This is a genomic window from Actinoplanes sp. G11-F43 (assembly GCF_050589265.1).
Taxonomy (GTDB): domain Bacteria; phylum Actinomycetota; class Actinomycetes; order Mycobacteriales; family Micromonosporaceae; genus Actinoplanes.
Genome location: NZ_JBNZCE010000026.1, coordinates 54,310 through 67,430, shown reverse-complemented (window position 1 = coordinate 67,430; position 13,121 = coordinate 54,310). Strand labels below are relative to the sequence as shown.

The 13,121-nt window shown below is 69.6% G+C and carries 11 protein-coding genes; 5 read left to right on the top strand and 6 right to left on the bottom strand.

Annotated features, from left to right (window positions below):
* Nucleotides 1-419 precede the first annotated feature (419 nt).
* Entirely contained in the window at nucleotides 420-617 is a 198-nt protein-coding gene (locus ACQ0O7_RS30115) for a hypothetical protein (protein WP_430786829.1), read from the bottom strand.
* 170 nt (nucleotides 618-787) lie between these two features.
* On the opposite strand from ACQ0O7_RS30115, the gene ACQ0O7_RS30110 reads away from it, so the two are divergent.
* The gene (locus tag ACQ0O7_RS30110; protein WP_430786827.1) at nucleotides 788-1,114 is read left to right on the top strand and encodes a hypothetical protein; all 327 of its coding nucleotides are present in this window, start codon (nucleotides 788-790) and stop codon (nucleotides 1,112-1,114) included.
* Nucleotides 1,115-1,482: 368 nt separating this feature from the next.
* Here the strand turns inward: ACQ0O7_RS30110 and ACQ0O7_RS30105 are convergent, their stop codons facing one another.
* From ACQ0O7_RS30105 to ACQ0O7_RS30090, 4 genes are all read right to left on the bottom strand, one after another.
* Nucleotides 1,483-2,112 (bottom strand): hypothetical protein, encoded by a 630-nt coding sequence (locus tag ACQ0O7_RS30105; RefSeq protein WP_430786825.1) that lies wholly within the window; start codon nucleotides 2,110-2,112, stop codon nucleotides 1,483-1,485.
* 251 nt (nucleotides 2,113-2,363) lie between these two features.
* A complete protein-coding gene (locus ACQ0O7_RS30100; protein WP_430786823.1) occupies nucleotides 2,364-3,053 on the bottom strand; it encodes an aminoglycoside phosphotransferase family protein in 690 nt (229 codons plus the stop codon).
* Nucleotides 3,054-3,195: 142 nt separating this feature from the next.
* Nucleotides 3,196-5,340: a 3-hydroxyacyl-CoA dehydrogenase NAD-binding domain-containing protein gene (locus tag ACQ0O7_RS30095; protein ID WP_430786821.1), complete on the bottom strand. Its 2,145-nt coding sequence runs from the start codon at nucleotides 5,338-5,340 to the stop codon at nucleotides 3,196-3,198.
* Nucleotides 5,341-5,350: 10 nt separating this feature from the next.
* Complete coding sequence (locus ACQ0O7_RS30090; RefSeq protein ID WP_430786819.1) at nucleotides 5,351-6,565, bottom strand: acetyl-CoA C-acetyltransferase; 1,215 nt, start codon at nucleotides 6,563-6,565, stop codon at nucleotides 5,351-5,353.
* A 114-nt stretch (nucleotides 6,566-6,679) separates the two neighbouring features.
* Here ACQ0O7_RS30090 and ACQ0O7_RS30085 point away from each other — a divergent pair, with 114 nt between their 5' ends.
* Together ACQ0O7_RS30085 and ACQ0O7_RS30080 are read left to right on the top strand one after the other, a co-directional pair.
* On the top strand, nucleotides 6,680-7,885 hold the full coding sequence (locus ACQ0O7_RS30085; protein WP_430786817.1) for a TetR/AcrR family transcriptional regulator: 1,206 nt from the start codon (nucleotides 6,680-6,682) through the stop codon (nucleotides 7,883-7,885).
* Between the two features lie 86 nt (nucleotides 7,886-7,971).
* Nucleotides 7,972-9,798 carry an AMP-dependent synthetase/ligase gene (locus tag ACQ0O7_RS30080; protein WP_430786815.1) on the top strand — a complete coding sequence of 609 codons (1,827 nt, stop codon included), beginning with the start codon at nucleotides 7,972-7,974 and terminating at the stop codon, nucleotides 9,796-9,798.
* Nucleotides 9,799-9,845: 47 nt separating this feature from the next.
* Here ACQ0O7_RS30080 and ACQ0O7_RS30075 read toward each other — a convergent pair whose 3' ends face one another.
* Nucleotides 9,846-10,178: a hypothetical protein gene (locus tag ACQ0O7_RS30075; RefSeq protein ID WP_430786813.1), complete on the bottom strand. Its 333-nt coding sequence runs from the start codon at nucleotides 10,176-10,178 to the stop codon at nucleotides 9,846-9,848.
* 246 nt (nucleotides 10,179-10,424) lie between these two features.
* On the opposite strand from ACQ0O7_RS30075, the gene ACQ0O7_RS30070 reads away from it, so the two are divergent.
* Nucleotides 10,425-11,498 (top strand): glycoside hydrolase family 26 protein, encoded by a 1,074-nt coding sequence (locus tag ACQ0O7_RS30070; RefSeq protein ID WP_430786811.1) that lies wholly within the window; start codon nucleotides 10,425-10,427, stop codon nucleotides 11,496-11,498.
* 82 nt (nucleotides 11,499-11,580) lie between these two features.
* Nucleotides 11,581-13,005, top strand: coding sequence for an AAA family ATPase (locus ACQ0O7_RS30065; RefSeq protein WP_430786809.1), 1,425 nt, complete (start codon nucleotides 11,581-11,583; stop codon nucleotides 13,003-13,005).
* The last annotated feature ends 116 nt before the right edge of the window (nucleotides 13,006-13,121 follow it).

Below are 13,121 nucleotides of genomic sequence, written 5' to 3'. Positions count from 1 at the left end.
TCGCCCGTGCCAACCGACGCGCCGACCGCCGATCACACGACCTCATCACCGCTGTGACCAGCAGTTACCCCAGAACGCAATGACCCTGGCCGCTACGAGCATGCTCACGTTCATCGAGACCATTCACCACAGTCAACGACTGACGACGTTGATCGGGATGATGTGGAGGATCTCATGGTGGCAGCTCAGGGTGGAGGCGGTGCGGGCGCCGGGTCTGGACGCTGACATCTCGACGTCGAACTGTCGACCGGAGCCGCGGAGTTTCAGCCCGATCTCCAGCGACTGGCCACCCTCTCGTGGACCATGATCTCGGCTCCCGGACAGCGGCCATCCCTCGGTGAAAACCACGACAGGGGCCGCGGAGAAGGCCTGAGGCCTGCCCGCACGGAACCTCCGCTGTCCACACTCGGCCGACGGCGTCAATCCGATGTGGGGGCGGCCCCTTCGAGCTCCTCGATGCGCATGCTGAGGCGGATCATCAGGTCCTTGATGCCACCATCGAAGCAACCATTTTGCCAATCCTCCTCGATCCAGGCCGACTCCTCTCGGAGGATCCGGGCGCGCTGGGCGGGGCTGACAGCCGAGACATCGGCTGCGGGGTGCGACTGTCGAGTCATGTTCGGCATCTCAGCACAGGGGTCTGACACTTTCGTTCCGCCGGGACCGGGCAATCGCACGAGGTCGTATCCGCCGGCGTGGTGTGGGAGGCCCCGCACTCATCGCCGCGCGTCGCCCCACCTGCCGTTTTGCCCGTGCCGGTAGAAGAAGGCGGGCGCGACGACAGGAGGTGATCGGGGCGCTGACCGACATCCGCGACGGGAATCCCGAGACCGATCCCACGGCCCTGCTCACCGAGCCGGCCGAGGTCATCGGGCTGACGCCTACGACCGCCGGGACAGCGGTTCGGTATGACGCGGCGTGTCCCGACGAGATCAATGCGCGGATCGCCCTCAACCGGGAGACCGCGGACCGGGAGACCGCGGACCGGGAGGAACGGACCGGCAAGCCACGGACAGGCAGACCACGGACCGGGAGGAACGGACCGGGAGGAACGGACCGGGAGGAGCGGCTGTGGGAGGCGCAGCAGGCGATTCCACCGAAGCGGGATTCGTGACAGCCGTGCTCCTCGACGAGATGTATCCGCCCTCCCCCGCGTGCCTCAGGACATCAGGTGGTGGCGGTCCTCGACGTCGAGGTGGGTTCGTCGGCACGACCGGCGAGGACGTTCCTGGGCGGCCCGCAACGATCGCTGCATCGTCACCGGGAATGTCAGCGACTTCGCCCGCCTGGCACCGCAGGGCTTCGGTCATGCCGGCATCGTCTTCGCCTCCGGCAGGCGTTCCCCGCACATCATCGGGCCGGCACCGGCTCAGGAAGCCGATCTCCGGTCCGCGGGGGCGACGCCCAGCCACGACGAGGCGGCCTGGCCGATGGGGCGTGCCAGGCCCGCTCCGCCACGCCGTCAGGATGCCGGCGGCAGGGTCAGCGCAGGAGTCCGTCGCGCATCTGGGCCGGCATCTCGATGACCTTGGCCGGGGCCGGCGCCTCGACCGTTACCGGGGCGCCGAAGTCCGAGTACCGTGCCCGCACCGGGCCGCCGGTGGCGCCCGTCTCGATGACCAGTTCGCTGAGCCGGCCCTGCTCGTCGACCCGGGCCGTGAACGGCACCTGTTCGGCGGCCGGGCCGGGAGAGGCCGGTGCCACCTTGCCTCCGGCCGAGAAGGTCTCCTTGTCGAGCGTGCCCTGGTAGCTGCCGGCGCCGACCTTCTCCGCCGTCACCATGCCGCCCAGGAAGGTACGCGTATCGACGATCTTGTGAGGGTTGAGCACGCTGTCGGCCGGGACCGCGGACGCGTCGACGTGCCACCACACCCCGGGGGCGAGTCCGGGGACCCCGGCGGCGATCTGCAGGTAGAAGTCGGTGCCGACCAGGAGCAGCCGCAGTTCCCTGTGCTCGCCGTTCTGTTCGGACCTCATGGTCAGATCGGCTCGGGCGTTCTTCGTGTCGGCGACGCCGGAGACGTCCATGGCGCCGGGGACGGTCACCGACAGCCGGAGCGACCGGTCCTCCAGCTTCTTCGCCGCTTCCGACAATCCGGCCAGCGCGGTCACGGCCGGCGGGATAGAGGCCGACGGGGTTGAGGCCGACGGGGTTGAGGCCGTTGAGGACCCTGAGCCGGCACAGCCACTCACCACCATCGCCGTGCTGAGCGCCAGGCCGGCGACGGCGATCGGGCGCATTCTCATCCAGGGCTCCAAGATCATGACGATGGGGGCATCACGATATCGAGCGGCTGCGATGCTGTCCGGCCCGCCCCTTGTGGACGTCCGGCCATCACCGCACGACAGGGCAATGGGGCTGTTCAGGCCGGGAAGCCGGCCAGCTCCTTGACCGCCGCGGCCAGGCGGAGGTCGAAGCCGGAGTGGATGAGTTCGCGGCAGTCGTGGTCGCCGGCGGTGGCCAGGCGGCGGATGTCGTGGATGGCGGCGCTCATCCGGTCGCGGACCTCGCGGATCATGTCGGCGGCGGTGCCGCGCCAGCCGTACGCGTCCAGCAGCAGCCGGAGGCGGCGGGGGCGGTCGTTCAGGTCGAGGCCGGGCCAGGCGTCGCCGGGGTCGTCGGGGTGGGCGCTGAGCGGGACCCAGGCGAAGGCGGTGAACGCCAGGTCGGCGTCGCGGGTGACCGGGCCGGCGAAGTCCCAGCCGACGAAGCCGGTGAGGCGGCGGCCGGCCCGGGTGGCGTTGTAGGGGGCGGCGTCGTTGTGGCCGATGATCATGCCGGGTTCCCAGGCGCCGCCTTTGCGCCAGACGGCGCCGTCCGGTGGGACGAAGTCGGTGACCGCCTCGTGGTATTCGCGCAGCCACTGGGCGACCTGCCAGAGGGTGTCGTCGTTGCGGGCCCACTCCGGCCAGGGCAGTGCCGGGCCGGCGGTGTCCCCGGCCGGTGGCGCACCGTCGAAACCCGTCCGCTCCAGGTGTCGCAGCAGAGCCTGGACCGCCGGGGTCCACGGTTCACCCACCGGATCGCTGGGTAACTCCGGTTCGAAGTTCATGATCAACCTCCGGGGTGGACGGTAGTCCGGAGATCATCGATCATGTATCGGCCGGGCGTCCTACCGGAAGCTGACGAATAACGGAACTTATGCAGGTCACGCCTCTTGGATCAATTGATCCAAGAGACATGACCCACACGTGTCAGGCGAAGATCAGACCCGCGTCCGCCTTGGCGAGCAGCAGCGGCGGCGGGGTGAACCGCTCGCCGTATCGGTCGGCGAGCTGCCGGGCCCGGGCGACGAAACCGGGCAGGCCACCGTCGTACTGGTTGATGTACTGCAGCACACCACCGGTCCAGCCGGGGTATCCGATGCCCAGGATGGAGCCGATGTTGGCCTCGGCGACCGAGGTCAGCACCCCCTCGTCCAGGCATTTCACCGTCTCGATGGCCTCGATGAAGAGCATCCTCTCCTTGAGGTCCTCGAACGGGATCGCCACCTCCGGCCGGGCGAACGCGGACAGGCCCGGCCACAGCCCGGCCCGTTTGCCGTCGGTGTACTCGTAGAAGCCCGCCCCACCGGACCGGCCGGGCCGCCCGAACTCGTCGATCATCCGGTCGATCACCTGGTCGGCCGGGTGCGCCTCCCACTCCCGGCCGGCCGCCGACGCGGCGGCCCGGTACTCGTCGCGGATCTTCCGGGGCAGCGTCAGAGTCAGCTCGTCCATCAGCTGGAGCACCGGCGCCGGATATCCGGCCTGGCTGCTGGCCTGCTCGATGCTGGCCGGGGCGACCCCTTCGGCGAGCAGGGCGATGCCCTCGTTGGTGAACGTGCCGATCACCCGGCTGGTGAAGAAGCCGCGGCTGTCGTTGACCACGATCGGGGTCTTACGGAGGCGGCGTACCACGTCCAGCGAACGGCGTACCGCAAGCTCTCCGGTCTTCTCGCCTCTGATCACCTCGACCAGGGGCATCTTGTCGACCGGGGAGAAGAAGTGCAGCCCGATGAAGTCGGCCTGGCGGCTGACCCCGTCGGCGAGCGCGGTGATCGGCAGCGTCGAGGTGTTGGAGCAGAGCAGCGCGTCCGGGGCGACCACGCCCTCGATCTCGGCGAACACCTTGTGCTTGAGCGCCGGGTCCTCGAAGACCGCCTCGATCACCAGGTCGGCGCCGGCCAGATCGGCGATCCGGTCGGTGGCGGTGATCAGGCCGAGCAGGGCGTCGCCCTTCTCCCGGGTGATCCGGCCGCGGCCGACGTCCTTGGCGACGAGCTTCTCCGAGTACGCCTTACCCCGCTGGGCGCCCTCCAGGGTCACGTCCCGCAGCACTGTGGGCAGTCCGGCGCGGGCGCAGACGTACGCGATGGCCGCCCCCATCATCCCGGCGCCCAGCACCGCGACCTTGGTGACCGGCGGGACCTCGCCGATGTCGCGCCGGCTGACCTCGTTCAGGTCGAAGAAGAACGCCTTGATCATGTTCTTGGCGACCGCGCCGGTGACCAGCTCGACGAAGTAGCGCGTCTCGATCACGAACGCGGTGTCCACATCGACCTGGGCGCCCTCGACCGCCGCCGACAGGATGTTGCGCGGCGCCGGGTAGGGGGCGTTCTTCAGCTGTTTGCGCAGGTTGGCCGGGAAGGCGGGCAGCATCGCGGCCAGCGAGGGGGTGGACGGCGTACCACCGGGGATCCGGTAGCCCTTGGTGTCCCAGGGCTGCGCCGCCTCCGGATTCTGGATGATCCACTCACGGGCCGCGGTGATCAGCTGTTCCGGGGTGTCCACCACCTCGTCGATCAAGCCGAGCGACACCGCCTTGGCGAGCTTGTGCCGGGTGCCCTTGAGCAGCACCTCCATCAGCGCGGTGGCCAGGCCCAGCAACCGGACGGTACGCACCACCCCACCACCGGCCGGCAGCAGGCCGAGGATCACCTCGGGCAGCCCGATCTCCAGCCGCGGATCGTTCAGCGCGATCCGCCGGTGGGTGGCCAGCGCCAGCTCCAGGCCGCCACCCAGAGCCGACCCGTTGAGCGCGGCCACCACCGGCCGGCCCAGCGTCTCCAGCCGGCGCAGCTGTCCCTTGACCCGGGTGGACAGCTCGAACACCTCGTCACCCCGGTCGGCCGGCACCGAGCCGAGCTGATCCAGGTCGCCGCCGGCGAACCAGGACTTCTTCGCCGAGGTGATGATCACGCCGGTGATCTCGTCGCGCTCGGCCTCGAGACGGCCGACCGTCTCCTCCATGCTGCGCACGTACGCGTCGTTCATGGTGTTCGCGCCCCGGCCCGGGTCGTCGAGGGTGAGCACCACGATGCCGTCGTCGGCGCGGTCGTAACGAATGGTCTCGGACACGGAATCTCCCTCAGAGTCGCTCGACGATGGTGGCGATGCCCATGCCGCCGCCGATGCAGAGGGTGGCCAGGCCGTACCGCCCACCCCGCCGCTCCAGCTCGTCGACGAGGGTGCCGAGGATCATGGCGCCGGTGGCGCCCAGCGGGTGGCCCATGGCGATCGCCCCGCCGTTGACGTTGACCTTCTCCGGGTCCAGTTTCAGGTCGTCGATGAAGTGCAGGACCACCGCTGCGAACGCCTCGTTGATCTCGACCAGGTCCAGGTCGTCGACGGTCAGCCCGGCCTTGTCCAGGGCCTTGCGGGCGGCCGGCGCCGGACCGGTCAGCATGATCGTCGGGTCGGCGCCGCTGAGCGCGGCCGACACGATCCGGGCACGCGGGGTCATCCCGGCCCGCTGCCCGGCCCGCTCCGAGCCGATCAGGACCAGGGCCGCGCCGTCCACGATGCCGGACGAGTTGCCGGCCGAGTGGACGTGGTGGATCCGCTCCACCCAGTGGTATTTCTGCAGCGCCACCGCGTCGAAGCCGCCCTGGTCGCCGATCGTCGCGAAGGAGGCCGGCAACTTGCCGAGGCTCTCCACCGTGCTGTCCGCGCGGATGTGCTCGTCGCGGTCCAGGATCAGCAGGCCGTTGCGGTCCCGGACCGGGACCACCGAGCGGTCGAAGTACCCGTTCTGCCAGGCGGCCGCCGCCTTCTGCTGGGAGCCGACGGCGAACGCGTCGACGGTCTCCCGGCTGAATCCGTCCATCGTCGCGATCAGGTCGGCGCTGATGCCCTGCGGGATGAAGTCGGTGGCCAGCGCGGTCTCCGGGTCCATCGCCCAGGCGCCGCCGTCGGAGCCCATCGGCACCCGCGACATCGACTCGACGCCACCGGCCAGCACCAGGTCCTCCCAGCCGGACCGGACCTTCTGCGCGGCCACGTTGACCGCCTCCAGGCCGGAGCCGCAGAACCGGTTGAGCTGCACACCGGACGTCGTGTACGGCAGGCCGGCCGCCAGCGCCGCGGTCTTGGCGATGTCGGAGCCCTGGTCGCCGAGCGGGGACACCACACCGAGCACCACGTCCTCGATGTCGGCCGGGTCGACCGACGGGAACCGGCGCCGCAACTCGCCGATCAGGCCCACCACCAGCGAGATGGGTTTGACCCCGTGCAGCGATCCGGTCTTCTTGCCCCGGCCGCGCGGCGTCCGCACGGCGTCGTACAGATAGGCCTCGGTCGTCATCGACAGCTCCCCTGTATGCGAATTGCGACTAACTTTTGCCGATGTTTCCGCTAGGTGTCAAGGATATGAGATCGGATCGCGGGTGAATCACGGATCACCGTTAGGCTGTCTGTCATGAGCATCGCCGCAGCCGGCGAGCCGGCGCCACCGGCGGTTCGCAAACGGCCCAAGAACCGCCGGGCGCAACTCGCCCTGACCGCCGCCGAGATGTTCTGCGAGCGGGGTTACCACGGGGTCAGCCTGGACGAGATCGCCACCGCGGTCGGCATCAGCGGCCCGGCGATCTACCGGCACTTCCCCAACAAGTACGCGATGCTCGTCCATGCCACCCGCCAGCTCGCCGAGGCGGTGCGGGCGGCCACCGGCCTGCCCGGCGAGGACGATCCGCGCCGCCGGGTGGACGCGCTGCTCGCCGTGCTGGCCCGGCTCGCCGTCGAGCACCGGCGGGTGGCCGGCCTCTACCAGTGGGAGTGGCGCTACCTGGAGGCCGAGCACCGCGAGGAGTTCATGGCCGAGCTGGGTGTGCTGGCCGGCCGTCTCGCCGTACCGCTGCGGCAGTCCCGCCCGGAGATCGGCGACCGGGACGCGCACGCCCTGGTGCGGGCCGCTCTCAGTGTCTTCGGCAGCCTCGGCACCCACCGGGCCGCGATCGCCCGGGGCCGCGCCGAGCTGGCACTGCGCCGGGCCGCCTGGGCGCTGCTGGACGCGGAGCCGGCCACCCCGCTGGTGCCCACCACCGAATACCCGGCGCCGGAACCCCTGCTCGGGGTGACCGCGCGCCGGGAGATCCTGCTGAACGAGTCGGTGAAGCTGTTCCACCGGCACGGATACCACGCGGTCGGGGTGGAGGACATCGGCCGGGCCGCCGGGATCAACGCGTCAAGCGTCTATCGTTACTTCCCCGGCAAAGCCGACATCCTGGCGGCCGCGTTCTACCGCGCCTCCGAGCGGGTCGCCGAATCCACCGCGGCCGCCCTCTCCGGCGCCACCGGCGACGCCGACGCGCTGCACCGGATGATCGGGTCCTACGTGGAGCTGACCTTCGAGCGCAGCGCCCTGGTCTCGGTCTATCTCGCGGAGAACAACAATCTGCCCGAGGCCGACCGGCATGAGCTGCGCAAGGTGCAGCGGCTGCACGTCGAGGAGTGGGTGCGGCTGCTCGGCCGGCTGCGGCCGGAACTGGCCGTACCGGAGGCCCGGATCCTGGTGCACGCCGCGCTCAACCTGGTCACCGACCTCAGCCGGCTGGTCCGTTTCGACCGTCGCTCCGGGATGGACCGGCATCTGACCAGATTGATGTCGACAGTGCTCCACGCCTGAAAAGTTAAGCCGGATTCGCATCATGCCTTCCGCTGAAGTTAATGCGCGTTTACAGTCGCGCCATAGCTTTCTCCAGGAGGCAGCTCATGGATCCCGTCCTCGAACAGCGCTGTTCCGCCATAGCCCGCGACCTGACGATTCCCGCACTGCTGCACCGCAACGCCACCGACCATCCCGACCTGCCGGCGCTCAGCCGGCTCGACTCGGCCGACACCCTCACCTGGCGTGAGCTGCGCGACGAGGTGGCGGTGCTCTCCCGCGGCCTCGCCGACCTCGGCCTGAGCTCCGGCGACCGGATGCTCATCATGATGTCCAGCCGGCCCGAACACTGGCTGGTCGACCTCGCCGCCGTCCACCTCGGCGCGGTCCCGTCCACCGTCTACGCCACCCTCTCCACCGACCAGCTCCGCTACCTGGCCCGGCACAGCAGAGCCGGCGTCGTGGTGCTGGAGAACGAGGCGGCCCTGGCCAAGTGGGCGCCGATCCTCGACGACGTACCGGAGATCCGCCGGGTGGTGATCGCCGACCGCGAGGGCGACGACGACACCGGCCGGATCGTGTCCCTGCGGCAGGTCGGCGTGCGCGGCGCGGCCGCACACCAGGCCGACCCGGAGGCCTTCGAGAAGACCTGGCGGGAGGTCCGCCCGGACCAGCCGGTCACCCTCCTCTACACCTCCGGCACCACCGGCGACCCCAAGGGTGTCGTGCTCACCCACCACAACGTCATCTACCAGACCGTGGTCATGGAGCACACCATCGAGACCCCGGCACACGCCGCCTCGCTGGCCTACCTGCCGCTCGCGCACATCGCCGAACGGGTCCTCGGCGTCTACAACCCGATCTACCGGGCCGGGCACGTCACCATCTGCTCCGACCCGGCCCAGCTGCTCGCCGGGCTGGTCAAGGTGCGGCCGGTGTCGTTCTTCGGGGTGCCACGCATCTGGGAGAAGATGACAGCCGGCGTGCAGGGCCAGCTCGCCGCCGCCGAACCGCAGGTCAAGGCGGCCGTCGAGATGGCCCGTGAGGTGGCGCTCCAGGTGCACCGGCTGCGCCAGGACGGTGCCGAGGTGCCGGCCGGCCTGGCCGCCAAACACGCCACCCTGGACGCGCAGGTGCTCAAGCCGCTGCGCGCCAAGCTCGGCATGGACAACATGCTCTGGGCCGGCAGCGGGGCCGCGCCGATCCCGGTCGAGGTCCTGCTCTACCTCGCCGGCATCGGTATCGACGTGCTTGAGGTCTGGGGGATGACCGAGACGACCGGAACAGCGACGATCAACACCCCTGCCCATTTCCGTACGGGCACCGTCGGCCGCCCGAACGGGGGCATGGAGATCCGGCTCGCCCCCGACGGCGAGATCCTGGTCCGGGGGCCACTGGTGTGCGCCGGATACCTGCGCGCCGACGGTGGCGTCGACCCGGTCACCGACGGCGACGGCTGGCTGGCCACCGGAGACGTCGGGGCGTTCGACGACGACGGCTACCTGACCATCACCGACCGCAAGAAGGAGCTGATCATCAACTCCAGCGGGAAGAACATCTCCCCCGCACAGATCGAGAACCTGCTCCGGGCCCATCCGCTGATCGCGCAGGCGGTGGCGGTCGGCGACCGGCGGCCGTACGTCACCGCCCTGATCGTCCTCGACGAGGAGATCGCGCCGCTCTGGGCCCGGTCCAAGGGCCTGCCCTTCCGGACCATCGCCGACCTCGCCGAGGATCCGGTGCTACGGGCCGAGATCGATGTGGCGGTGTCCGCGGCCAACGCCAGGCTGTCCCGGCCGGAACAGGTCAAGACCTACCGGATCCTGGCGCGCGGCTGGACCCCGGAGACCGGTGAGCTGACCCCGACGCTGAAACTGCGACGGCGGATCATCCAGGAACGGTACGCGGGCGAGATCGGCGCGCTGTACAGCTGAGTGGTGTGGTGCCGGCCTGTGCTCAGGCCGGCACCCACTCTTCCCGGTCACGCGTAGCAGAACTCGCGGTAGCCCTCGGCGTACCCGCGTTCCCAGCCTTCCTCGTACCCGCGCATGTAGTCCGACTCGCCGCGGTCCCGCAGGCCCTTGAGCATCGCCCGGTTCGGGCGTTCGCACTCCTCACGGGCCTCCCGCCAGCCGTCCTTGCGGCCGTCCCGGAAACCCTGCCGGAACGACCGGCTCGGCCACGGGTCACTACCGGTCACGACGGCGCTGCCGGATGCCGGTGCGGCCACGGCCGGTGTCGTCACGACGGTGATGCCGGCGGTCGCCAGGAACAGTGCTCCGGCGGCCAGCGCACAACTCTTGCGAAGTTCCATCCCACTTGCCTCCCCCGTTGGTCCCGGGGCGCCGGACAGGCGTCCCGGCAAGGCAGAACCTACGCCCGGACACCGGTGACGTCCGGCGAACGAGCAGGTGGTGGCCCGTTCGGCCCCGGGAGTCGCGCTGTTCGGACCGACTTGCCCGGTCTCGCTGTGGCCTGCGTCATCGCCCAGGCGTCCGACCCCTGACGCGGCCTCCGGCGGTGGTGCATGATGTCGGCGTTTCCCGAGGTGGAGGTCGTTGTGAAGCGCCGATCGCTGTTGACCCTGGCGGCACTGGCCACCGCGGCGGGCTGTGGCACCACCGCCGCGCCCACGTCACCCGTCTCCGCCACCGCGGCTCCGGTCACCCCCGGCCCGGTCCCGTCCCCGTCCGGCGCGGCCCCGTCCGCCCGTGCGACCGCCCGCCTGGGATCCGCCGCGACCGCGACGTCACCACCGGCGTCCACCTCGCCGTCCGCGTCGGCGGCTGCTCCGTCCGGCCGGGGCGGCCCGGTCCAGGCGCCCGCCGGCAAGGTGATGCTCGGGTCGTACCTGGCACTCGGCGGCAGGAACCTCAAACAGAGCCTGTCACTGCGCCGCAGCCAGCTCGACCGTGAGCAGCGGATCGTCCACCGGTTCTATCCGTGGGACGGCTACGTGCCCCGCTCCGAGCCGGACATCGCCCGGTCCAGCACCCTGATGGTGTCGTGGCACGGCGCGCCCTACGCCGGCATCCTCAACGGTTCCGCCGACAAGAACATCCGCTCGATGGCCCGCAGACTGCGCGACATGAAACGCCCGATCCTGCTGCGCTGGGGCTGGGAGATGAACGGCGACTGGTTCGAGTGGGGCGGCGCGCGCAACGGGCAGAACGCCGCGAACTACGTGAAGGCCTGGAAACGGATCCACGGCGTCTTCACCGACCAGGGCGCCGGCAACGTGGCCTGGGTGTGGAGCCCGAACTGGAACTCGTCCCCGAACACGTCATGGAACAAGATCCAGAAGTACTACCCCGGCGACGACCACGTGGACTGGGTGGGCGTCTCCGGCTACAACTTCTACAACGAGACCCCGTCCACCCTCTTCAACCCGATCACCAGGTTGTACGGCCCCCGAAAACCGATCATCCTGAGCGAGACGGCGGCCGTGCGCAACAAGGCGAAGTGGATAAAGCAGCTGCACTCGTGGGTCGAGGACACCCCGTCGGTCGGCGCGGTGGTGTGGTTCGACACCGACATCCAGCAGGGCACCGACAACAACTTCCGCTTCGACACCGACGCCGCGGCCCTGTCCGCCTACCGCTCCATGGCCCGAAGCCCCCACTTCACCGGCTGAGTCTTCCCACAGCCGCACCGACAGTGCGATCACGCACCACAACAGGGCGGAAGCACTCCGTGCCGATGAGTAAGCTGCCAGCATGCTCACCCGGCTCGAGGTCCAGGGCTTCAAGAACCTCCTGGATGTAGCCGTTGATTTCGGTCCCTTCACCTGCATCGCCGGGGCGAACGGAATCGGGAAGTCCAACGTCTTCGACGCCATCGAGTTCCTGTCGTACCTGGCGAGCGACTCACTGGTGGAGGCAGCCCGACGGGTGCGGGGCGCTTCCGGAATCAGTGGTGATCCCCGTGATCTCTTCTGGGACGGCTACCGGGACCACCCGCGGGAGATCCACCTCGCCGTGGAGATGCTCGTTCCGGCCGAGGTGGAGGACGATCTCGGCACCCCGACCACCGCCACGACGACCTTCCTGCGCTACGAGGTGACGCTGGGCTACTCGGCACCGGAGGGTGAGGGCGGCATCGGGCGGCTGACCCTGCTGGCCGAGGTCCTCCGGCACATCACCAAGGGTGAAGCCGGACGGCATCTCCGGTTCCCGCACGAGGCCAGGACCTTTCGGAACGCGGTGGTGACCGGTCAGCGACGCGGCGGCCCGTTCCTCTCGACCGAGCAACGCGATACCGGCACCGTCGTCAACGTTCACGGGGACGGTGGAAGCTTCGGCAGACCACAGCCCCGGGCGGCCGCCCGGGCGGGTCGCACTGTCATGAGCACCGTCACGACCAACGACTATCCGACGATTCTGGCGGCCCGGCGCGAAATGCAGAGCTGGCGCCGGCTCGCGCTGGAACCGTCCGCCCTGCGAGGGCCCGACAATCTGCACGGTTCCCGATCGCTGGACACCGATGGCAGCCACCTGGCGGCCACTCTGTACCGGATAGCCCGCGAACCGGACCCGGTCACCGGAATCGTCGATCCCGACGCCGTCTATGCACGGGTCGCCAACCGCCTCTCCGACCTCGTCGGTGTTGGCGTGGAGGGCGTCGAAGTGGAACTCGACCAGGTCCGGGAGGTCTTCACCCTCTTCCTGCGGGAGAAGGGTGGCCTCCGGCTACCCGCGAGAGCCCTGTCGGAGGGGACTCTTCGTTTCCTGGCTCTGTGTGTGCTGCTGGAGGACCCCAGTTTTGTAGGGTTGATCTGCATGGAGGAACCCGAGAACGGGATACATCCCGCCAACCTTCCGGCGATGGTGGATCTGATCCGGGATCTGGCCGTCGACCCGTCGGGAACGCCCGATGCGGGCAATCCGTTCCGGCAGGTCATCGTGAACACCCACTCGCCCGGGGTGGTCCAGCTGTGCGACCCCGACGATCTGCTGCTCGCCGAGGTGAAACAGTTCCGGTCAGCGAGCGGTGATCATGCCCGCGCGCTGTCGCTCCTTCCCTTCGCGGAATCATGGCGCGCCGAGTCCGCCGGCACTGTCTTCACTCGTGCCGACGTGGTCTCCTACCTGACCTCCCCGGAAGACGCCCGGATCACACTTCCCTCGGAGATCGCCGGATGAGGACACGACAGTATTCCGGTGTGTTCATCGGTGAGGGCAGCTCGGACATGCCGATCTCCGACATCGTCGAGAGCCTTTTCCTGGACCGCGAGATCTCCGTTCGCCTGAGCAAACCC

Coding starts and splice junctions, on each gene's coding strand:
- ACQ0O7_RS30115 (WP_430786829.1), bottom strand. CDS start 617: ATGACTCGACAGTCGCACCCCGCAGCCGATGTCTCGGCTGTCAGCCCC.
- ACQ0O7_RS30100 (WP_430786823.1), bottom strand. CDS start 3,053: ATGAACTTCGAACCGGAGTTACCCAGCGATCCGGTGGGTGAACCGTGG.
- ACQ0O7_RS30090 (WP_430786819.1), bottom strand. CDS start 6,565: ATGACGACCGAGGCCTATCTGTACGACGCCGTGCGGACGCCGCGCGGC.
- ACQ0O7_RS30085 (WP_430786817.1), top strand. CDS start 6,680: ATGAGCATCGCCGCAGCCGGCGAGCCGGCGCCACCGGCGGTTCGCAAA.
- ACQ0O7_RS30080 (WP_430786815.1), top strand. CDS start 7,972: ATGGATCCCGTCCTCGAACAGCGCTGTTCCGCCATAGCCCGCGACCTG.
- ACQ0O7_RS30075 (WP_430786813.1), bottom strand. CDS start 10,178: ATGGAACTTCGCAAGAGTTGTGCGCTGGCCGCCGGAGCACTGTTCCTG.
- ACQ0O7_RS30065 (WP_430786809.1), top strand. CDS start 11,581: ATGCTCACCCGGCTCGAGGTCCAGGGCTTCAAGAACCTCCTGGATGTA.